The following is an 18,384-nucleotide window of genomic DNA, read 5'->3' as shown; positions in this document are numbered from 1 at the left end:
GGGCGACCGAATGCCGCCCTTCATCGCTTATTTTGAAGAAAAGATCAGAGTTGCTCGAGCATCGCGGCCGCGCCCGAAACCGTTGCCTGGCCGGGGCTATCCTCAACGTTCAAAGACTTCACCACGCCGTCTTCGACCAGCATCGAATAGCGCTTGGAGCGCAGGCCGAGGCCGCCGGCGGAGAGGTCGGCTTCGAGGCCGATGGCCTTGGTGAAGCCGGCGTCCCAATCGGCGAGGAAGTGGATCTTGCCGAGACCACCGGAGGATTGCGCCCAGGCGCCCATGACATGCCAGTCGTTGACGGCGAGGACGGCGATGTCGTCGATGCCCTTGCCGAGGATGGTGTCGCGGTTTTCGAGATAGCCCGGCAGGTGGTTCAGCGAGCAGGTGGGCGTGAAGGCGCCCGGCACGGCAAAGAGCACGACGCGCTTGCCAGCGAAGAGCTGCTCGGTGGTGATTTCCACCGGACCGTCAGCGGTCTTTTCCTTGAACGTGGCGGCAGGAAGCTTGTCGCCGATCGCGATGGTCATGGTTTTCTCCTGGGTTTCTGGCTCGGGCGCCGGCTTGTCGGTTTCCGGCCTGGCGGGTTCGGGGCGAACTATAGATCCCGATCATTCAAAGGCAAGGGTGGTCTCCATCGCCTTCTTGCCGTCAACGACCAGCACACCCCAGCGCTTGCCCGAAATGTTGTAATTTTCCGGCAGCTTGCCGATCGCGATATCGACCTTGAAGCTGGCGCCGTCCCGTTTGCCGCCGATCTGCTTGGTGAAGGCATGGCCGCTCGGGCCGGTGACGATGATGTCGGGGGCATCAATCCCCTCGCCCGGCAAAGCGAGCGTCAGCGACAGCGTCTTCATATCAGGCGACATTGCATGCGCCCTCACGTCGAAGTCCACCGACGGCGGCTTCGGCAGGCTCGCCTCGGCCGCCTGAAGGATCGCCTCTTCTTCGGGCTGCGACTGAATGGCCGGCCCGAGCTTCAGCGACAAATTCGCCTGGAAGGGAATGCAGATATCTTTGCAGATGCCGATGAAGGCAGTCGCGTCGATTGCCACCGGCCCCTTGCCTGCCGCCGAAAGCGCAAGCGGCAGGGTCACCGGCGCGTCATAGGCGATATCCTCGATCCCGTTCTTGAAAAAATGCTTCGGAACGGGATAGGCCATGGCGTCGAGCGTTACGCCGCTCTCCGGCGCGAGGGTCAGCTGAGGCGGAATGCCGCTGTTGCCGGGCTCGCGCCAATAGGTGATCCAGCCGGGTTTCGGCTCGATCTGCAGAGCGGCGCGGATCTTGCCGCCGGGATCGGCCGGCAGTGCCACGAGGCGCATGCGTCCGCCCTCGTTCTGCGCCCAGGCGCTCATTTCCGCATGGACGGAGCCAAAGGGAACAAGCGCTGCGGCGGCCGAAACGGCCGCAATTAAAAGCTTTCGCGGGTTCACGCAAATAATCATCATGGAACAATGGTTTACCGAAAGCGGCGTTTGGCCGCCAGAAGCCGCGGCCATTTAAATCTTCATTTTCGGTTGATTGATTTGTGACATTGGCCCATGTTTCCTATGTCGAGGCCTTGTGCGGTCTGGCAGCAGGAGGAACGATGTCCTTATCGACGCTGAAGAACAGACGGGAACGTGGCTTCTTCGATGGCCAGTTCCTCATCGCCATGCCTGGTATGGAAGACCGCAACTTCGCGCGCACGGTGATCTACATCTGCGCCCATTCGGATGCCGGGGCCATGGGCTTCGTCATCAACCGGCCACAGAGCCTCACCTTCACCGACGTTCTGCTGCATCTCGACATGATCAAGCAGGAAGATTCGATCGTGCTGCCACAGCGGGCGCGCGATTTCCCGATCCAGACCGGCGGGCCGGTGGAAAGCGGCCGCGGCTTCGTGCTGCACTCGGACGATTATGCCAGCGACTCCTCGATCCCGGTCAGCGACGACATCTGCCTGACCGCGACGCTCGACATCGTGCGCGCCATTTCCAAGGGCGCCGGGCCGAAGCGGGCGACGATGCTGCTCGGCTATTCCTCCTGGGCGGCCGGCCAGCTCGAAAACGAGGTGGCCAATAATGGCTGGCTCACCTGCCCGGCCAACGAGGAAATGATCTTCGATCGCAGCCTCGAGGACAAATACGAACGGGCGCTCGCCAGCATGGGCGTCACGGCCGCCATGCTTTCGGCCGAAGCCGGCCACGCCTGATAGGCCGGAACGAATAGTCCCGACTGACGTTTTCACTCGGCGAACGGGGATAAGATATTCCCCGCTGACGAAGGAGACATCGGACGATGGGCAGCACCAGCGACAAGATTTCGGGCAAGGCGAACGAAATTGCCGGCAAGACCGAACAGGCCGTCGGCAAGGCCACGGACAATCGTGACATGCAGGCCAAGGGCGCCGTGCATGAAGCCAAGGGCAAAGGACAGGTCGCGACCGGCAAGGTCAAGGACAAGCTCAAGGGCGCCATCGACCGGCTGTGAGCCAAACGCTCATTCTTCATGATGCCTGCCGCGCGCTCGCCCGGCGGGCATTTTTTCATCCGCTACCCATGCTTTGCAGAAGGCATTTACGATGAAGCTTTTCGCTTGCGACAATTGCGACCAGGTCGTCCACTTCGACAACCGCCATTGCGTGCGCTGCAACCATCGCCTCGGCTTCCTGCCCGGCGACCTCGCGATGCATGCGCTGGAGCCGCGCGACGAGACGGTCTGGCAGCTCGTTTCCGACCCTAACCGCGACCTGCGCTTCTGCGCCAATGCCGGCCTCGACATCTGCAACTGGCTGGTGGAGGGCGACAGCGAATTCTGCCTGGCCTGCCGCCATAACCGGCTGGTTCCAAACACCGGTACCCAGGACGGCATCGACCGCTGGCGGCGCATCAGCCAGGCGCAACGACATCTCTTCTATTCGCTGCTGCGCTGGAAGCTGCCGCATCCCGACCGGATGCAGGATCCGCAAGGCGGCCTCGTCTTCGATTTCCTCGAGGATTCCCTGCAGGATAACGGCTATGTCGTGCCCGCCATAACCGGCCACGAGGAAGGCCTGATCACTATCCGCGCCGCCGAAGCCGACGATGCGACGCGCGAACAGGCGCGCACGTCAATGAACGAGCCCTATCGCACGCTGCTCGGTCATTTCCGCCACGAGGCCGGGCATTTCATCTGGAACAAGCTGGTGCGCGACCGCGATGGCCTGGCGGATTTTCGAGCCGTGTTCGGCGACGAGCGGCAGGATTATGCGGCAGCGCTCGAGAAACATTATGCCGGCGGCGCGCCCCTCGGGTGGCAGAACAATTTCATCAGCGCCTATGCGGCATCCCACCCCTGGGAGGATTTCGCCGAATGCTTCGCGCACTACCTCCATATCGTCGATACACTGGAGACGGCGCGCGCCTTCGGTATCGCCATCGATCCCCGCGGCCATGAAGAGATCGCCGGCGAGGTTGATTTTCTCCCCTACAGGGCAGAGAGCGCCGAACAGTTGGTCAGCGCCTGGGTGCCGCTCAGCCTGGCGATCAACGCCATCCAGCGCAGCATGGGCCAGCCGGATTCCTATCCCTTCGTGCTCTCCTCGCCTGTCGTGGCCAAGCTCGAATATCTGCACCGGCTGATCCAGGGAGCCGCCGCGGCGCGGCAACAGATGGGGTGAGCCGGGTTTAAAACGAAACCGCCTTGCCCTTCTTGAACGGCTCCATGCCCCGGCGCGCAAGTTCGTCGGCGCGTTCGTTTTCCGGGTGACCGGCGTGGCCCTTGACCCAGTGCAGCGTCACCTTGTGGCGGTTGCGGGCTTCTTCCAGCGCCTGCCAGAGCTCGGCATTCTTCACCGGCTTCTTGTCTGCTGTCTTCCAGCCGTTTTTCTTCCAGCCGAAGATCCACTTGGAGATGCCATCCTTGACGTAGGCGCTGTCGGTATAGAGATCGACCTCGCAAGGCGTCTTCAAGGCCTGCAGCGCCGAGATGGCCGCCAGCAGTTCCATGCGGTTGTTCGTCGTGTCCGCCTCGCCGCCACAAAGCTCCTTTTCGACGTCGCCATAGCGCAGCACGGCGCCCCAGCCGCCGGGGCCGGGATTGCCGGAGCATGCGCCGTCGGTGAAGATATCGACGTGTTTCATAGGCTGAGCCCGTATTCGGCGGCCGAGCCGATCTGGCGGTGGAAGCGCAGCTTGCGGAGATATTCGAGCGGGTCCTTCTTGGTGACCATGGCGCCCTCAGGCGTCGTCAGCCAGTCGTAGAGCCGCGTCAGGAGGAAACGCAGCGCCGAACCGCGCGACAGCACTGGCAAGGCTGCGATTTCGGCCTCGCCCAAGGGTCTGACGCTTTGATAGCCCTCAAGCATCGCCGTGCCCTTGGTGATGTTGTAAGCGCCGTCCTTCTCGAAGCACCAGGCATTCAGGCAGATCGAGACGTCATAGGCGAGCAGATCGTTGCAGGCGAAATAGAAATCGATCAGGCCCGAGAGTTCGTCGCCGAGGAAGAAGACGTTGTCGGGGAAGAGGTCGGCATGGATGACGCCGGCCGGCAGGTCCTTCGGCCAGGCGGCGGAGAGGAAATCGAGCTCGTCGCCGATCTCGCTCTGCAAACCGGTCTCAACCTCGTGGGCGCGAGCCTCCGACTTCTCCCAGAGCGTCCGCCAGCCGTCGATCGAAAGCGCGTTCGGGCGCTTCAGCTCGAAGCCATCGCCGGCCACATGCATCTCGGCAAGCGCGCGACCCACTTCGCGGCAATGTTTCGCCTCCGGCTTCCTCAGCCACATGCCTTCGAGAAAGGAGATAAGGGCGGCCGGACGGCCGGAGAGCGAGCCGAGCAGCGCGCCGTCCCGGCGCGGCAGCGGCAGCGGGCAGGAAAGGCCGCGGGCGGACAGATGCTGCATCAGGCCGAGGAAGAACGGCAGGTCGCTCTTTTCCACGCGCTTCTCATAGAGCGTCAGGATCAGCGGTGCCTTCGAGGTATGAAGCAGGAAATTGGAGTTTTCGACGCCTTCGGCAATTCCCTTGTAGGAAAGCAGGCTTCCCGCATCATATTCGGTCAGGAACCATTTCAGGTCGTCTTCGGCGATATCGGTATAGACTGCCAATTGAGGTCTCGTCTTTGCATTGTTGATAATGGATTGCCCGGAGCGAACGGCCGGGCTGCGATGAGGCTCGACCTAGCCGTTGACGAAGGCCATGTCGGCGGCCGTCAGCTCGATGTTGCGCAATTCGCGATTGACCAGGAAATTCTCGGTTTCCTGCACCGTTTCGGCCAGCTCGACGCGGGCGTCGAAGCGGGCGCGAAACGCCTCGATGATCTCGTTGACGATCACCTCGGGCGCGGAGGCGCCGGCGGAAAGGCCGAGCGTCGAAATCGCGCCGATATCATCCCAGTCGAGCTCGGCGGCGCGCTGCACCAGGATCGATTTCTTTGCCCCTGCCCTCAGCGCCACTTCGACGAGGCGCTTGGAATTGGAAGAATTCGGCGCACCGACGATGACGAAGAGATCGCAGCCGGGGGCCGCCTGCTTCACCACTTCCTGGCGATTGGTCGTCGCATAACAGATCGAATCGGCCGCCGGCGCCGTCAAATTGGGGAAACGCTCATGCAGGCGGGTGATGACGCCGGCCGTATCGTCGACCGAAAGCGTCGTCTGCGTGACATAGCCGAGGTTGTCCGGATCGGGGGGAACATAGGCGTCGGCATCCTCGATCGTCTCGATCAGCGAAACCGACCCCTCCGGCAGCTGACCCATCGTGCCGATCACCTCGGGATGGCCGGCATGGCCGATGAGCACGACATGGCGGCCAAGGCGGTTGTGGCGCATCGCCTGTTTGTGGACCTTGGAAACCAGCGGGCATGTCGCGTCGAGATAGAAGAGATTGCGGCTTGCCGCATCCTCCGGCACGGATTTCGGAACCCCGTGGGCGGAAAACACCACCGGCTGGGCGCGATGTTCGGCCGGGATCTCATCGAGCTCCTCGACGAAGACGGCGCCCTTGGCCTCGAGACCCTCGACGACGTACCGATTGTGGACGATCTCATGGCGCACATAGACCGGCGCGCCGTAGGATTTCAGCGCCAGCACGACGATCTGGATGGCGCGGTCGACACCGGCGCAGAAGCCACGCGGCCCGCAGAGCCTGATCGTCAAGGGAGGTTTCGCCGCAATATTCATGTTTGTTCCGTCAGAATTCCTCATTCCTGTGCTCGTCACAGGAATGAGGGAGAACTTGGCTACGTCCAGCTTCAACAGCAACGCCCCGCGTGCGGGGCAACCGACCTCTAGCCCAATATAAGCGAGAATTGAAGCGATACTATTGCCGAGGCGCCTTGCCGGGTTTGCGGAACCAGGAGATCGCGACCACGACGATGAGAACGGCGGCAAGCCCGTACCAGGTGAAAGCGTATTGAAGGTGATCGTTCGGCAGGTCGACCTGGGTGACGCCGCCGATCGGCAGGCCGGCCGGATTGGGCGTGGAATCGGCATCGACGAAAAACGGGATGACGCGCGCCTTGTCCAGCCCGACGCTGTCGGCCATGACGTCGAGGTCCTTCCAGTAGAAGATGTTCTTGGCGACATCGTTGTCAGGCACGAGCCGGGAAGGCTTGCCCGGGAGCTTGGCGCGGGCCAGGCCGGTGACGGTCTGCTGGTCCGTCAGCTGACCCTGCATGCGCATTTCAGGCTCTTTGTTCTCATAGGGAACGAAGCCGCGGTTGACGAGGAGATAGCGCCCGTCGGCAAGCTCCAGCGGGGTATAGACGTAAAAGCCGGTCTGACCGCGCCATGTGGCGAAGAAGTGCCGTTCCTTGTTGTTGATGTAGCGGCCGGTGGCTGTCACCTTGCGGTATTCGATGTCGCCGCCTGCAGCCGCCATCGCTTCGATATCGGCAAGCGGCACCGGGGCTGAGACTTCGCGCGCGGCGATATCGGCGAGCAGGCCTTGCTTCCAGTAAAGGCGCTGCACCTGCCAGGTTCCGAGCGAAATCAGGATGGCGAGTGCGATCAGCACCAGGATGCCGGTGACGACGGGCAACCGGCGGCGCGGCGCGGCATGGTCGGTATCAGTCACTCAGGCGTCCTTCGCGGGCATTATGGCGGTACTGCATGGCGATCAGGATACCCTTGAACCAGCGCAGCGTGAGCAGCGAGAGGATGATCGTCAATGGCCCGAAGAGCAGGATATGCACCCAGATCGGCGGCCCGTAATTCACCTGCAGCCACAGCACCATGCCGATGATGATGAAACCGACGATGAGAATGACGAAGACGGCAGGCCCGTCCCCGGAATCGGCGAAGGAATAATCCAGGCCGCAGGAGGCGCAGCGCGGTTTCAGGCCGAGCAAACCATCGAACAGCTTGCCCTGGCCGCAGCGCGGGCAGCAGCCCTTGATGCCTGTTTTCACCGGATCGACGGGGGGAAAATGCGCGCTGTCCTCGCTCATGCTGTTCCTTCCAGCGGCCTCTTGCGACCGCTGCATTCGATGCTGCCTTAACTCTCCCATAAAGTATTCGCATCCCGAATGGAAATGCCTGCGCGGTAATGATTCGCGCCAAACAGAAGAAGAAGACTGATGACCAATGACAACCATGCCGGCCAGATCATTATCCTGAACGGCGCACCGCGAAGCGGCAAATCCAGCATTGCACGCGCAATCCAGGACCAATTCGAGGGGCCGTGGATCAACCTCGGCGTCGATACCTACAATGCCATGACGCCGAACCGTTACTTGCCCGGCATCGGCCTGCGGCCGGGCGGCGAGCGGCCGGACCTTGAGGAACTGGTGCCGTTCCTCTATGCCGCGCTCTACGAATCGATCGCCATCCATGCCGGGTTGGGGCTTAATGTCGTGGCCGATCTCGGCCATCACGACAGCTATTCGCGACCGCTCGGCATTCTCGGCGATTGCGCCCGGCGCCTGGAAGGTTTTTCCGTGCTGTTCGTCGGCGTGCGCTGTCCGATCGAAACGATCATGCAGCGGCGAGAGATCAGCCAGGAGGGGCGCGAGACACTGTATCTCCGCGCCACCGAAGACATTCCCGCCCCCGAACCGGTGCAGCGCTGGCAGCACGAGGTGCATCACCCGGGCATCTACGACATGGAGGTCGATACCTCGGTGCTGACGGCGCTGGAATGCGCCGAGGCGATCCGCCAGCGGCTCGACCTCGGCATTCCCGAGCCTTCTGCCTTCGAAAGGTTGGCAGGCCAGCGTTGAAATAAAAAAGGCGGGGCCAATGGCACCCGCCTTTTGATTTGCTTCCTGCCTCGATCAGCCTGCGGCTACCGGAGCGCCCCAGCCGCCCCAGACGTAGATGCAGAAGAACAGGAACAGCCAGACGACGTCGACGAAGTGCCAGTACCAGGCGGCCGCCTCGAAGCCGAAATGCTGTTTCGGCGTGAAGTCGCCGCGCAGCGCGCGAAGCAGGCAGACCAGCAGGAAGATCGTGCCGACCAGAACGTGGAAACCATGGAAGCCGGTCGCCATGAAGAAGGTCGCGCCGTAGATCGAGCTCTTGAAGGCGAACGGCGCATGGGCATATTCGTAGGCCTGCACGCAGGAGAAGAAGATACCGAGCAGCACGGTCAGCGTCAGGCCCTGAATCAGGCCCTTCCGGTCGTTGTGCAGCAGCGCATGGTGCGCCCAGGTGACCGTCGTGCCCGACAGCAGCAGGATGACGGTGTTGTAGATCGGCAAGTGCCAGGGATCGAGCACTTCGATGCCCTTCGGCGGCCAGACGCCACCGGTATAGACCATGCGGGAGGCCTGGATGGCTTCGTTCGGATACAGGCTGGCGTCGAAATAGGCCCAGAACCAGGCGACGAAGAACATCACCTCCGAAGCGATGAACATGATCATGCCGTAGCGCAGGTGCAGCGAGACGACGCGGGTATGGGCGCCTTCGTGCGCTTCCTTCACCGTATCGGCCCACCAGCCGTACATGACGTAAAGAACCAGCACCAGGCCGATGTAGAAGAGCCAGGGATTGGCCAGTTCTATTCCGGCAAATTTGAAAGAGCCTGCGCTGAGGTAGCGCATGTAGCAGACGCCGCCGAGCGCCATGATGAAGGCGCCGAGCGAGGCGAGAATCGGCCACGGGCTCGGATCGATGATGTGGTAGTCGTGATTTTTCTGGTGAGCATCGGCCATGTAGCTATCCCCGGATGTCTTCCTTCACTCCGCTCCCGGCATAGCCGGAAACAAGCCTTGATCAAAGTTTCTTTTCAATCTTCTGCGTTCCGCCCTCATTCGAAGCCACCGGCTTCGGACCCTCTTTGGGGTAGAACGTGTATGATAGCGTAACCGTATGGATATCTTTCGATTCCACGGCCTTGACGATCTCCGGATCGATGTAGAACACCACCGGCATTTCCAGCTTCTCGCCCGGCTTCAGGTCCGTTTCCGTAAAGCAGAAACATTGCACCTTGTTGAAATAGGCGCCCGCTTCGCCCGGCGTGACGTTGAACACCGCCTGGCCGCGCTGGACCTCGTTCGAACGGTTCTCGGCGACGAAATTCACCTGGATGGTCTCGCCGATCTTCGGATTGACCTCGCGCTCGACCGGCTTGAAATTCCACTGCAGGCCGGGAGCGACATTGGCATCGAAAGTGACGCGCATCTTGCGGTCGAGAACGACGCTCGACATCTGATCGACGCGCTGCGTCGTGCCGTTGTAGCCGGTCACCTGGCAGAAGAGGCGGTAGAGCGGCACGGCGGCGTAGCTCATCGCGCCCATGCCGAAGACGAAACTCAGGCACATCATGACGACGGCGCCGTTGTTGCGGCCCTGCTTCTTCGGCGCGGCAGCGTTCTCGCTCATCCCGTTATCCCCGCGCTGAACTTCACGATGGTGATCGCGTAGAAAAGGATGACGAGGCCGGCAAGCACCAGGCCGAGGGCGATGTTGCGGTTGCGGCGCGACTTGCGCTGCGTTTCCGTGAGCTTGACCATGTCCATCAGAACCAATCCCCCGCATGCGAGACCAGCAGCCAGGCCAGCCGGTCGAACATCAAGGCGGAGAACACGGCGAAGAGATAGAAGATCGAAAAGCCGAAAAGCTTCTTCGCCGGGATCATCTTCAGATCGCCGTCGGGCATGCGCCAGACGGCGATGGAACAGTATATGAAGATCACGCCGAGGACGGCAGCGACGAGGCCATAACCGAAGCTCGCGAAACCGAGGAAGGACGGCAAGACCGCGCAGACGGCGGTCAGCACCGCATAGGCGACGATCTGATGCTTGGTCGTGCGCTCACCGGAAACATTCGGCAGCATCGGCACGCCGACGGCCTCGTAATCGCGCATCTTGAAGAGCGCGAGCGCCCAGAAATGCGCTGGCGTCCACAGGAAGATGATGAAGAAGAGGACGGTGCTCTCGATCGTCACCGAGTTCGTCACGCAGGCCCAGCCGATCATCGGCGGGAAGGCGCCCGCGGCGCCGCCGATGACGATGTTCTGCGGCGTCGAGCGCTTCAGCCACATGGTGTAGACGACGGCATAGAAGAAGATGGTGAAGGCGAGGATGCCGGCCGAAAGCCAATTGACGGCAAGGCCGAGGATCACGACCGAAAAGCCCGACAGCACCAGGCCGAAGGCCAGCGCTTCGGAGGGGGCCACGCGGCCGGCCGGGATCGGACGGTTGGCCGTGCGGCTCATGATGGCGTCGATATCGGCATCGTACCACATGTTGAGCGCGCCGGAGGCACCGGCGCCGACAGCGATGCAGAGGATGGCGATCAGGCCGAGGACGGGATTGATGTGACCCGGCGCCAGCACGAGGCCGGCAAAGGCAGTGAAGACCACGAGCGACATGACCCGCGGCTTCAAGAGTTCGAAATAATCGCGCGCGCTTGCTTCCGACATCTCGCCGTCCTCTGCAAACACCTCGTGATTGTCGATAACCGTCATCATTCAGTCCTGAATTTCTCCGGATCAGGACGCCGTATCGGATGCGGCGTCCTGATGTTCCGCGCGATTTACTTGATGCGCGGAAGCTGTTCCCACTGGTGATAGGGCGGCGGCGAAGGCAGCTGCCATTCGAGCGTCGTTGCGCCCTCGCCCCACGGATTGTCGCCTGCGACGCGCTTCTTGGCGAAGGCTTCGAAGACGCTGTAGAGGAAGACCAGTACGCCGAAGGCCGAGATGTAGGAGCCAACGGACGAGACGTAGTTCCAGCCGGCGAATGCATCCGGATAGTCGATGTAGCGGCGCGGCATGCCGGCGAGGCCGAGGAAGTGCTGCGGGAAGAACACCAGGTTGACGCCGATGAACATGATCCAGAAGTGCAGCTTGCCGACGAACTCGCTGTACATGTAGCCGGTCATCTTCGGGAACCAGTAATACCAGCCGGCGAAGATCGCGAAGACGGCGCCGAGCGACAGAACGTAGTGGAAGTGAGCCACGACGTAATAGGTGTCATGCAGCGACCGGTCGAGACCGGCATTGGCAAGCTGGACGCCGGTGACGCCGCCGACCGTGAACAGGAAGATGAAGCCGATCGCCCAGAGCATTGGCGTGCGGAACGAGATCGAACCGCCCCACATCGTCGCGATCCAGGAGAAGATCTTCACGCCCGTCGGAACGGCGATGACCATCGTCGCGAAGACGAAGTAACGCTGCGCATCGAGCGAAAGGCCGACCGTGTACATGTGGTGGGCCCAGACGACGAAGCCGACGGCGCCGATCGCGACCATGGCATAGGCCATGCCGAGGTAACCGAAGATCGGCTTCTTCGAGAAGGTCGAGATGATGTGGCTGATCATGCCGAAGCCCGGCAGGATGAGGATGTAGACCTCGGGATGACCGAAGAACCAGAAGAGGTGCTGGTAGAGGATCGGGTCGCCGCCGCCTTCCGGAGAGAAGAAGGTGGTGCCGAAGTTGCGGTCGGTCAGCAGCATGGTGATGCCGCCTGCCAGAACCGGCAGCGACAGCAAGAGCAGGAAGGCGGTGATCAGCACGGACCAGGCAAACAGCGGCATCTTGTGCAGCGTCATGCCGGGGGCGCGCATGTTGAGGATCGTGGTGATGAAGTTGATCGCACCGAGGATCGACGAGGCGCCGGCGATGTGGAGCGCGAAGATCGCAAGATCAACGGCTGGTCCGGGCGTGCCGCTCGTCGCCAGCGGCGGATACATCGTCCAGCCGCCGCCCGTGCCGTAGGCGCCTGCCGGACCTTCGACGAACATCGACAGCAGCAGGAGAATGAAGGCGGGAACGATCAGCCAGAAGGAAATGTTGTTCAGACGCGGGAAGGCCATGTCGGGCGCGCCGATCATGATCGGCACCATCCAGTTGGCGAAGCCGCCGATCATCGCCGGCATGACCATGAAGAAGATCATGATCAGCGCGTGCGCCGTCGTGAACATGTTGAACATCTGCTTGGCGCCGTCGATCGCGGCATCGCCCTCATAGCCGTAGACCATCGAGGCGAGACCGTGGAAGATCTGGATGCCCGGCTCCTGCAGCTCCATGCGCATGGCGACGGAAAGTGCGCCGCCGATGATGCCGGCAATGATCGCGAAGATCAGGTAGAGTGTGCCGATGTCCTTGTGGTTCGTCGAGAAGAGCCAGCGATTGGCGAAGCCCGGCTTATGCCCATGATCATGGTGATCGTCATGTGCGTGGTCATGGTGAGCGTGACCATGAGAATGATCGTCGTGAGCGGAAGGTCCAGCCATTGTCCCGATCCCCTTTATTACTGTGCGGCGTTTTCGGCGACGTCGACGGTCTTTGCGGGACCATCGGTTGCGGCCATGAGTGTCTTATAGGCGCCGGGCAGGTCGCTGGCGGCCGTGGTCAGCCACTGCTTGTACTTGTCCTCGGAGACGACGCGGATGGCAATCGGCATGAACGCATGGTCCTTGCCGCAGAGCTCGGAACACTGGCCATAGAACAGGCCTTCGCGCTCCGCCTTGAACCAGGTTTCGTTCAGGCGGCCCGGTACGGCATCGATCTTGACGCCGAAGGACGGCATGGCGAAAGCATGAATAACGTCGGTCGGCGCCGCGGTCACGAGAACGCGCACCGTCTTGTTGACAGGCAGAACCAGCTCGTTGTCGACGGCGAGAAGGCGCGGATAGACCGACTTGTCTTCCTTGCCGGCGGCGGCGCGGTCCTGGTCCTTCAGCAGGTAGGAATCGAAGGCGAGCGGCGTTTCGCCCGAACCCTCATATTCATAATTCCACTGCCACTGGGTGGCGGTCGCCTTGACCGTGACGTCGGGGTTTTCAGGCAGCGTCAGCTGCGCCGTCAGAAGATTGAAGGAGGGAATGGCGAGAAAGAGCAGCACCAGGACCGGCCCCACGGTCCAGACGACTTCGATCAGCGTGTTGTGGCTCGTCTTCGACGGCACCGGGTTCGCGCTGGCGCGGAACTTGAAGCAGACGACAATGAGCAGGATCAGAACGAAGAGCGTGATCGGAACGATAAACCACAGGGTATATTGTTCGAACCAGTGGATATCCCGCATGATCGGCGTCGCCGCCGGCTGCAACGTCGCCTGCCACGGCATCGGCTGGTCGGCATATGTGCCGGAAGCAAAAAGCAGACAGACCAGCGCGGTCAGAGCTGCATAAGCCTTCTTCATCACCTTATTATCTCCCTCGAGCGCTTGACCTGCAAAATCGAACGCAGAATCCTTGCCATCTTCAGCGCTTCAAACCACAGTTTGGCATTTGCCGCAACAGGCCAGAGCAATTGTCTATGCGGCATTTTTGCTTAAAGAGCAGGCAGCCGGGACGCCAAAACATCCCAAGTTTTTCATCAGCATATGAAAAACCGCCTTTCCGGCCAATCCGGCCGCCGCACATTCTTGCCGAAAGGTCCAATTTCTGCCGCAGTCCCCCGGTTTTCACGGGGTGGGGCTTTTCATTTTCCATGGGCGGCTTCAACAATAGCGGCAATGATTCGATATCCAGAGGTTTTCATGGGTTTCCGTTCCCTCGCGCGGTCGCTTCTTCTGACCGCCAGCATCGCGGCCGCTGCGACGACGCCCGTTTTCGCACAGCAGCCCGCCGCTCCCTCGCAGGCAAAACCGCCGGCCGCCGCCCCTGCTCCGGCGCCGCAGCAGCCGGCACCCGCCACTCCGAATGTCGAACAGGTAACCCCGGGCCAAACGCAGCCGCAGGCACCCGGCACAGTGAAATCCAATCATGGCGCGTGGTCGGTCGTCTGCGACAAGCCGGCCGGCGCTTCGGCCGAACAATGCGCGCTGATGCAGAACGTCATCGCCGAGGACCGGCCGGAAGTCGGACTTTCCGTGGTCGTGCTGAAGACGGCAGACCGCAAATCGAAGATCCTGCGCGTGCTTGCACCGCTGGGCGTGCTTCTGCCGAACGGACTTGGGCTCAATGTCGACGGCAAGGATATCGGCCGCGCCTATTTCGTGCGCTGCTTCGCCGACGGCTGCTATGCCGAAGTCGTGCTCGAGGACGAACTGCTCAAGACTTTCCGCAGCGGTGCGCAGGCGACCTTCATCGTCTTCCAGACGCCGGAAGAAGGAATCGGCATTCCCGTCGATCTCAAGGGCTTCGCCGAGGGCTTCGACGCCCTGCCCTGACAGCTGGGCCTTGCTCGGACAATCCATCAGACCTACATCGGCTTTGAGCACTCCTGCTCTTCAGCGGAGCATAAGACATGACCACCGATCTCCTGACGCTTTTCGATGCCGACGAAGCGGCGATGCGCAAGCATGTCGCCGAGGCGCTGTCTGGCGCCGATGACGGCGAACTCTTCATCGAGCATGCGCAGGCGGAAGCGCTGACCTTCGACAATGGCAGGCTGAAGGGTGGCAGCTTCAACACCGAACAGGGCTTCGGCCTGCGCGCGGTTGCCGGCGAAGCGGTCGGATATGCCCATGCCGGGGATCTTTCCGTCTCGGCGCTGAAGCGCGCAGCCGATGCGGTCGGCGCCGTGACGCGCGGTTATTCCGGCGCTTACGCGGCCGCACCGCAAGGCACGAACCGCAAACTCTACACCGACGAAAATCCGATCGGCTCGCCGACCTTCGAGGAGAAGGTAAAGGTGCTGACCGATATCGACGCCTATCTCAGAAACAAGACCGACAAGGTGCGGCAAGTCACTGCTTCGGTGGCGGCGAGCTGGCAGGTGGTCGACATCCTGCGTGCCGATGGCCGCCGCGTGCAGGATATCCGCCCGATGACGCGCATCAACATTTCCGTCGTCGTCGGCGATGGCGACCGGCAGGAAAGCGGCTCCTATGGCCAGGGCGGCCGCATCGGCTTCGGCGATTTCATCGCGACCGGAAGCTGGAAGCAGGGTGCCGACGAGGCATTGCGCCAGGCGCTCGTCAATCTCGAGGCGATCGACGCGCCGGCGGGCACAATGGACGTCGTTCTCGGCTCCGGCTGGCCGGGCGTAATGCTGCACGAGGCCGTCGGACACGGACTGGAAGGCGATTTCAACCGCAAGAAGACGTCGGCTTTCGCCGGCCTCCTCGGCCAGATGGTCGCCGCACCCGGCGTCACCGTCGTCGACGACGGCACGATCGACAGCCGCCGCGGCTCGATCACCATCGACGACGAAGGCACGCCGTCCGGCTACAACGTGCTGATCGAAAACGGCAAGCTCGTCGGCTACATGCAGGACCGGCAGAACGCCCGGCTGATGGGCATGCAGCCCACCGGCAACGGCCGCCGCCAAGGCTATGCCCATGTGCCGATGCCGCGCATGACCAACACCTATATGCTCGGCGGCGACAAGACGCCCGAAGAGATCATCGCCTCGGTGAAGAAGGGCGTCTATGCCGTCTCCTTCGGCGGCGGCCAGGTCGACATCACCTCCGGCAAGTTCGTCTTCGGCTGCACCGAAGCCTATCTGATCGAGAACGGCAAGATCGGCGCGCCGATCAAGGGGGCAATGCTGATCGGCAACGGGCCGGACGCGATGAAGCGGGTCTCGATGATCGGCAACGACATGAAGCTCGATACCGGCATCGGCAATTGCGGCAAGGCCGGCCAGTGGGTTCCGGTCGGCGTCGGCCAGCCGCATCTGCGCATGGATCAGATCACCGTCGGCGGCACGCAGGCCTGAGGCAGAGGGATCGTCGATGGCGGAAATCGAAATTAGAGCTTTTACCGCCGACGACGCCGATGACGTGCTTTCGGTAATCCTGCCGATCCAGCGCGAGGAGTTCGGCATCAATATCACCGCGGATGCGCAGCCCGATCTCAGGGTCATCCCGGATTACTATCAGTCCGGCAAAGGGCAGTTCTGGGTCGCCGTCAAGGACGGCGCGATCGTCGGCACGCTCGGGCTCAAGGATATCGGCAACGGCCAGGCGGCATTGCGCAAGATGTTCGTCGCCGCCGAGGTTCGCGGCCGCGAACACGGCGTGGCGGCGCGGCTTCTCGACCGCCTGTTCGCCCACGCCAGGGATGCCGGCCTCACCGATATCTTTCTCGGCACGACCGACAAGTTCGTCGCCGCGCATCGCTTCTACGAGAAGAACGGCTTTGTCGAGATCGCGAAGGCCGACCTGCCCCGCTTGTTTCCGCTGATGCCGGTGGACAGCAAATTCTACCGGTACAAATTCGCCTGAGAGAGCGGACGCTGCACCAGAATAGCGGCTGCGAGGGAGATGAGCGAGCATCTCTTTTAAGCCAGCATTGTCATAAATCTGTCATAAATCTGAATTCGCCCCTATCTCTTCAAAGAGATAGGCGTTAGGACACGGCCGTCACGGATGGCGGACCGCTTTCGCTGTCTTAGCGCAGACCAAGAATCGCGAGGTCCTCATGCTTGGTTGGTTTCGGAAATTGATGCCGCGCGAAGACCGGTTTTTCGCTCTCTTCGAACGGCATTCGAGGACAATCGTCGACGCCGCACAGGCGCTCGACAGGTTGCTGTCCGGCATCGAGATCGAACGCCAATGCGAGACGATCGTGAGATTGGAAGATCAGGCGGACGATATCACGCGTGAAGTCATGCAGGCCGTGCGGCGTAGCTTCATCACGCCCTTCGATCGCGGCGATATCAAGGATCTCATCCAGTCCATGGATGACGCGATCGACATGATGCACAAGACCGTCAAGACGATCCGTCTCTTCGAGCAGACCAGCTTCGATCCCGGCATGCAGGAAATGGGCAAGACCGTCGTCGAGGCCGCCAACCTCATTGCCGAGGCGATCCCGCTGCTTGACCGCATGAACGCCAACGCGCCGCGGCTCTCCGCCATCGTCGAGCAGGTCACCCGCGTGGAAGGCCGGTCCGACGAACTGCACGAGCAGGGCCTCAAGGATCTGTTTCGCCGGCACGGCGCCAACAATCCGATGGCCTATATGATCGGCAGCGAAATCTATGGCGAGCTGGAAAAGGTGGTCGACCGTTTCGAGGATGTCGCCAACGAGATCAGCGGCATCGTGATCGAGAATGTCTGATGGACGCCGCGCTCGCCCTTCCCCTTCTCGTCGGCCTGATTGGCGTCGCCCTGCTGTTCGATTTTCTCAACGGCCTGCATGATGCTGCCAATTCGATTGCGACGATCGTATCGACGCGGGTCCTGAGGCCGCAATATGCGGTCTTCTGGGCTGCCTTCTTCAATTTCATCGCCTTCCTGTTCTTTGGGCTGCATGTGGCCGAGACGCTCGGAACCGGCATCATCGATCCGGCGATCGTCTCGCCGCAGGTCATTTTCGCAGCGCTGATCGGCGCCATCGTCTGGAACGTCGTGACCTGGATATTCGGCATTCCCTCCAGTTCCTCCCATGCGCTGGTCGGCGGGCTGGTCGGAGCGGGCCTTGCCAAAGCAGGATTGAGTTCGATCGTCTGGAGCGGTCTTCTCAAGACCGCGGCCGCGATCGTCATGTCGCCGATGATCGGCTTTCTTCTGGCGCTGTTTCTAATTCTGATCGTTTCCTGGGCCTTCATCCGGCAGACCCCGTTTGCAGTCGACCGGTCGTTTCGTTTCCTGCAATTCGTATCGGCGTCCCTTTATTCGCTCGGCCATGGCGGCAACGACGCACAGAAGACCATGGGCATCATTGCCGTGCTTCTTTACTCGCAGGGCTACCTCGGCGGCAGCTTTCACGTGCCGTTCTGGGTCGTTCTTTCCTGCCAAGCCGCAATGGCCCTCGGCACGCTGTTCGGTGGTTGGCGCATCGTTCACACGATGGGGTCGAAGATCACGAGGCTCAATCCGATGCAAGGCTTCTGCGCCGAAACGGGCGGCGCTTTGACACTCTTCGGCGCCACATGGCTCGGCATACCGGTTTCGACGACGCACACCATTACCGGCGCTATCATCGGCGTCGGCGCAGCGAGGCGCGTGTCTGCCGTCCGGTGGGGGCTCGCAGGCAATATCGTGGTCGCGTGGGTCGTGACCCTGCCGGCGGCGGCGATGATTTCGGCGCTTACCTTCTGGCTGGTAACGGGATTGAGCAAAATCCTTTAACGTCGATGCCGT

The 18,384-nt window shown here is 61.8% G+C and carries 23 protein-coding genes; 9 read left to right on the top strand and 14 right to left on the bottom strand.

Annotated elements, in window-relative coordinates; translation table 11 throughout:
* Nucleotides 1-44 precede the first annotated feature (44 nt).
* Nucleotides 45-530, bottom strand: a complete 486-nt coding sequence (locus tag CO670_RS13405) for a peroxiredoxin (protein ID WP_097590677.1) — start codon at nucleotides 528-530, stop codon at nucleotides 45-47.
* Between the two features lie 81 nt (nucleotides 531-611).
* Nucleotides 612-1,451, bottom strand: a complete 840-nt coding sequence (locus CO670_RS13400) for a protein-disulfide reductase DsbD domain-containing protein (RefSeq protein WP_097590721.1) — start codon at nucleotides 1,449-1,451, stop codon at nucleotides 612-614.
* Between the two features lie 140 nt (nucleotides 1,452-1,591).
* Here CO670_RS13400 and CO670_RS13395 point away from each other — a divergent pair, with 140 nt between their 5' ends.
* The 3 genes from CO670_RS13395 (at nucleotide 1,592) to CO670_RS13385 (ending at nucleotide 3,643) form a co-directional block, all read left to right on the top strand.
* Nucleotides 1,592-2,197: a YqgE/AlgH family protein gene (locus CO670_RS13395; protein WP_097590676.1), complete on the top strand. Its 606-nt coding sequence runs from the start codon at nucleotides 1,592-1,594 to the stop codon at nucleotides 2,195-2,197.
* Between the two features lie 86 nt (nucleotides 2,198-2,283).
* Nucleotides 2,284-2,475, top strand: coding sequence for a CsbD family protein (locus CO670_RS13390; RefSeq protein WP_097590675.1), 192 nt, complete (start codon nucleotides 2,284-2,286; stop codon nucleotides 2,473-2,475).
* Nucleotides 2,476-2,566: 91 nt separating this feature from the next.
* On the top strand, nucleotides 2,567-3,643 hold the full coding sequence (locus tag CO670_RS13385) for a putative zinc-binding metallopeptidase (RefSeq protein ID WP_097590674.1): 1,077 nt from the start codon (nucleotides 2,567-2,569) through the stop codon (nucleotides 3,641-3,643).
* 7 nt (nucleotides 3,644-3,650) lie between these two features.
* Here CO670_RS13385 and rnhA read toward each other — a convergent pair whose 3' ends face one another.
* The 5 genes from rnhA to CO670_RS13360 all read right to left on the bottom strand — a co-directional run bounded on the left by rnhA (nucleotide 3,651) and on the right by CO670_RS13360 (nucleotide 7,410).
* Complete coding sequence (gene rnhA, locus CO670_RS13380; protein ID WP_004673069.1) at nucleotides 3,651-4,106, bottom strand: ribonuclease HI; 456 nt, start codon at nucleotides 4,104-4,106, stop codon at nucleotides 3,651-3,653.
* Nucleotides 4,103-5,068 carry a homoserine kinase gene (locus tag CO670_RS13375; RefSeq protein ID WP_097590673.1) on the bottom strand — a complete coding sequence of 322 codons (966 nt, stop codon included), beginning with the start codon at nucleotides 5,066-5,068 and terminating at the stop codon, nucleotides 4,103-4,105. The genes rnhA and CO670_RS13375 overlap by 4 nt, the downstream gene beginning before the upstream one ends.
* 72 nt (nucleotides 5,069-5,140) lie before the next feature.
* Nucleotides 5,141-6,142: a 4-hydroxy-3-methylbut-2-enyl diphosphate reductase gene (gene ispH / locus CO670_RS13370; RefSeq protein ID WP_088678444.1), complete on the bottom strand. Its 1,002-nt coding sequence runs from the start codon at nucleotides 6,140-6,142 to the stop codon at nucleotides 5,141-5,143.
* Nucleotides 6,143-6,281: 139 nt separating this feature from the next.
* On the bottom strand, nucleotides 6,282-7,037 hold the full coding sequence (locus tag CO670_RS13365) for an SURF1 family protein (RefSeq protein WP_097590672.1): 756 nt from the start codon (nucleotides 7,035-7,037) through the stop codon (nucleotides 6,282-6,284).
* Nucleotides 7,030-7,410, bottom strand: a complete 381-nt coding sequence (locus CO670_RS13360; protein WP_097590671.1) for a DUF983 domain-containing protein — start codon at nucleotides 7,408-7,410, stop codon at nucleotides 7,030-7,032. The genes CO670_RS13365 and CO670_RS13360 overlap by 8 nt, the downstream gene beginning before the upstream one ends.
* A gap of 129 nt (nucleotides 7,411-7,539) precedes the next feature.
* Between CO670_RS13360 and CO670_RS13355 the strand changes: the two genes are divergently transcribed.
* A complete protein-coding gene (locus CO670_RS13355; protein WP_097590670.1) occupies nucleotides 7,540-8,181 on the top strand; it encodes a chloramphenicol phosphotransferase in 642 nt (213 codons plus the stop codon).
* 54 nt (nucleotides 8,182-8,235) lie between these two features.
* Here the strand turns inward: CO670_RS13355 and CO670_RS13350 are convergent, their stop codons facing one another.
* The 7 genes from CO670_RS13350 to CO670_RS32490 form a co-directional block, all read right to left on the bottom strand.
* On the bottom strand, nucleotides 8,236-9,114 hold the full coding sequence (locus tag CO670_RS13350) for a cytochrome c oxidase subunit 3 (protein ID WP_088678448.1): 879 nt from the start codon (nucleotides 9,112-9,114) through the stop codon (nucleotides 8,236-8,238).
* 61 nt (nucleotides 9,115-9,175) lie between these two features.
* Nucleotides 9,176-9,784, bottom strand: a complete 609-nt coding sequence (locus CO670_RS13345; RefSeq protein ID WP_097590669.1) for a cytochrome c oxidase assembly protein — start codon at nucleotides 9,782-9,784, stop codon at nucleotides 9,176-9,178.
* On the bottom strand, nucleotides 9,781-9,921 hold the full coding sequence (locus tag CO670_RS32935) for a hypothetical protein (RefSeq protein WP_097590668.1): 141 nt from the start codon (nucleotides 9,919-9,921) through the stop codon (nucleotides 9,781-9,783). Before CO670_RS32935 ends, CO670_RS13345 begins: the two co-directional genes overlap by 4 nt.
* Nucleotides 9,921-10,871 carry a heme o synthase gene (locus tag CO670_RS13335; RefSeq protein WP_088678605.1) on the bottom strand — a complete coding sequence of 317 codons (951 nt, stop codon included), beginning with the start codon at nucleotides 10,869-10,871 and terminating at the stop codon, nucleotides 9,921-9,923. Before CO670_RS13335 ends, CO670_RS32935 begins: the two co-directional genes overlap by 1 nt.
* 68 nt (nucleotides 10,872-10,939) lie before the next feature.
* On the bottom strand, nucleotides 10,940-12,640 hold the full coding sequence (gene ctaD, locus CO670_RS13330) for a cytochrome c oxidase subunit I (RefSeq protein ID WP_097590667.1): 1,701 nt from the start codon (nucleotides 12,638-12,640) through the stop codon (nucleotides 10,940-10,942).
* A 17-nt stretch (nucleotides 12,641-12,657) separates the two neighbouring features.
* Complete coding sequence (gene coxB / locus CO670_RS13325; RefSeq protein WP_097590666.1) at nucleotides 12,658-13,548, bottom strand: cytochrome c oxidase subunit II; 891 nt, start codon at nucleotides 13,546-13,548, stop codon at nucleotides 12,658-12,660.
* 61 nt (nucleotides 13,549-13,609) lie between these two features.
* Nucleotides 13,610-13,840 (bottom strand): hypothetical protein, encoded by a 231-nt coding sequence (locus CO670_RS32490; RefSeq protein ID WP_141502270.1) that lies wholly within the window; start codon nucleotides 13,838-13,840, stop codon nucleotides 13,610-13,612.
* Between the two features lie 23 nt (nucleotides 13,841-13,863).
* On the opposite strand from CO670_RS32490, the gene CO670_RS13320 reads away from it, so the two are divergent.
* The 5 genes from CO670_RS13320 to CO670_RS13300 all read left to right on the top strand — a co-directional run bounded on the left by CO670_RS13320 (nucleotide 13,864) and on the right by CO670_RS13300 (nucleotide 18,372).
* Nucleotides 13,864-14,520 carry an invasion associated locus B family protein gene (locus CO670_RS13320; protein WP_176538931.1) on the top strand — a complete coding sequence of 219 codons (657 nt, stop codon included), beginning with the start codon at nucleotides 13,864-13,866 and terminating at the stop codon, nucleotides 14,518-14,520.
* A 77-nt stretch (nucleotides 14,521-14,597) separates the two neighbouring features.
* Nucleotides 14,598-16,013 (top strand): metalloprotease TldD, encoded by a 1,416-nt coding sequence (gene tldD, locus CO670_RS13315; RefSeq protein ID WP_097590665.1) that lies wholly within the window; start codon nucleotides 14,598-14,600, stop codon nucleotides 16,011-16,013.
* Nucleotides 16,014-16,029: 16 nt separating this feature from the next.
* Nucleotides 16,030-16,521, top strand: coding sequence for a GNAT family N-acetyltransferase (locus tag CO670_RS13310; RefSeq protein WP_097590664.1), 492 nt, complete (start codon nucleotides 16,030-16,032; stop codon nucleotides 16,519-16,521).
* A gap of 196 nt (nucleotides 16,522-16,717) precedes the next feature.
* Nucleotides 16,718-17,359: a DUF47 domain-containing protein gene (locus CO670_RS13305; protein ID WP_097590663.1), complete on the top strand. Its 642-nt coding sequence runs from the start codon at nucleotides 16,718-16,720 to the stop codon at nucleotides 17,357-17,359.
* Nucleotides 17,359-18,372: an inorganic phosphate transporter gene (locus tag CO670_RS13300; protein WP_097590662.1), complete on the top strand. Its 1,014-nt coding sequence runs from the start codon at nucleotides 17,359-17,361 to the stop codon at nucleotides 18,370-18,372. Before CO670_RS13305 ends, CO670_RS13300 begins: the two co-directional genes overlap by 1 nt.
* Nucleotides 18,373-18,384 lie beyond the last annotated feature (12 nt).

This window comes from Rhizobium sp. J15 (assembly GCF_002531825.1).
GTDB lineage: Bacteria > Pseudomonadota > Alphaproteobacteria > Rhizobiales > Rhizobiaceae > Rhizobium.
Note: the sequence above shows the minus strand (reverse complement) of the source record. Positions and strands in the feature narration are given on the sequence as shown.

Bases quoted from the DNA above. Each gene is read 5' to 3' on its own strand.
- CO670_RS13405 (WP_097590677.1), bottom strand. From the start codon at position 530: ATGACCATCGCGATCGGCGACAAGCTTCCTGCCGCCACGTTCAAGGAA.
- CO670_RS13400 (WP_097590721.1), bottom strand. From the start codon at position 1,451: ATGATGATTATTTGCGTGAACCCGCGAAAGCTTTTAATTGCGGCCGTT.
- CO670_RS13395 (WP_097590676.1), top strand. From the start codon at position 1,592: ATGTCCTTATCGACGCTGAAGAACAGACGGGAACGTGGCTTCTTCGAT.
- CO670_RS13390 (WP_097590675.1), top strand. From the start codon at position 2,284: ATGGGCAGCACCAGCGACAAGATTTCGGGCAAGGCGAACGAAATTGCC.
- CO670_RS13385 (WP_097590674.1), top strand. From the start codon at position 2,567: ATGAAGCTTTTCGCTTGCGACAATTGCGACCAGGTCGTCCACTTCGAC.
- rnhA (WP_004673069.1), bottom strand. From the start codon at position 4,106: ATGAAACACGTCGATATCTTCACCGACGGCGCATGCTCCGGCAATCCC.
- ispH (WP_088678444.1), bottom strand. From the start codon at position 6,142: ATGAATATTGCGGCGAAACCTCCCTTGACGATCAGGCTCTGCGGGCCG.
- CO670_RS13360 (WP_097590671.1), bottom strand. From the start codon at position 7,410: ATGAGCGAGGACAGCGCGCATTTTCCCCCCGTCGATCCGGTGAAAACA.
- CO670_RS13355 (WP_097590670.1), top strand. From the start codon at position 7,540: ATGACCAATGACAACCATGCCGGCCAGATCATTATCCTGAACGGCGCA.
- CO670_RS13350 (WP_088678448.1), bottom strand. From the start codon at position 9,114: ATGGCCGATGCTCACCAGAAAAATCACGACTACCACATCATCGATCCG.
- CO670_RS13345 (WP_097590669.1), bottom strand. From the start codon at position 9,784: ATGAGCGAGAACGCTGCCGCGCCGAAGAAGCAGGGCCGCAACAACGGC.
- CO670_RS32935 (WP_097590668.1), bottom strand. From the start codon at position 9,921: ATGGACATGGTCAAGCTCACGGAAACGCAGCGCAAGTCGCGCCGCAAC.
- CO670_RS13335 (WP_088678605.1), bottom strand. From the start codon at position 10,871: ATGACGGTTATCGACAATCACGAGGTGTTTGCAGAGGACGGCGAGATG.
- ctaD (WP_097590667.1), bottom strand. From the start codon at position 12,640: ATGGCTGGACCTTCCGCTCACGACGATCATTCTCATGGTCACGCTCAC.
- coxB (WP_097590666.1), bottom strand. From the start codon at position 13,548: ATGAAGAAGGCTTATGCAGCTCTGACCGCGCTGGTCTGTCTGCTTTTT.
- CO670_RS32490 (WP_141502270.1), bottom strand. From the start codon at position 13,840: ATGGAAAATGAAAAGCCCCACCCCGTGAAAACCGGGGGACTGCGGCAG.
- CO670_RS13320 (WP_176538931.1), top strand. From the start codon at position 13,864: ATGATTCGATATCCAGAGGTTTTCATGGGTTTCCGTTCCCTCGCGCGG.
- tldD (WP_097590665.1), top strand. From the start codon at position 14,598: ATGACCACCGATCTCCTGACGCTTTTCGATGCCGACGAAGCGGCGATG.
- CO670_RS13310 (WP_097590664.1), top strand. From the start codon at position 16,030: ATGGCGGAAATCGAAATTAGAGCTTTTACCGCCGACGACGCCGATGAC.
- CO670_RS13305 (WP_097590663.1), top strand. From the start codon at position 16,718: ATGCTTGGTTGGTTTCGGAAATTGATGCCGCGCGAAGACCGGTTTTTC.
- CO670_RS13300 (WP_097590662.1), top strand. From the start codon at position 17,359: ATGGACGCCGCGCTCGCCCTTCCCCTTCTCGTCGGCCTGATTGGCGTC.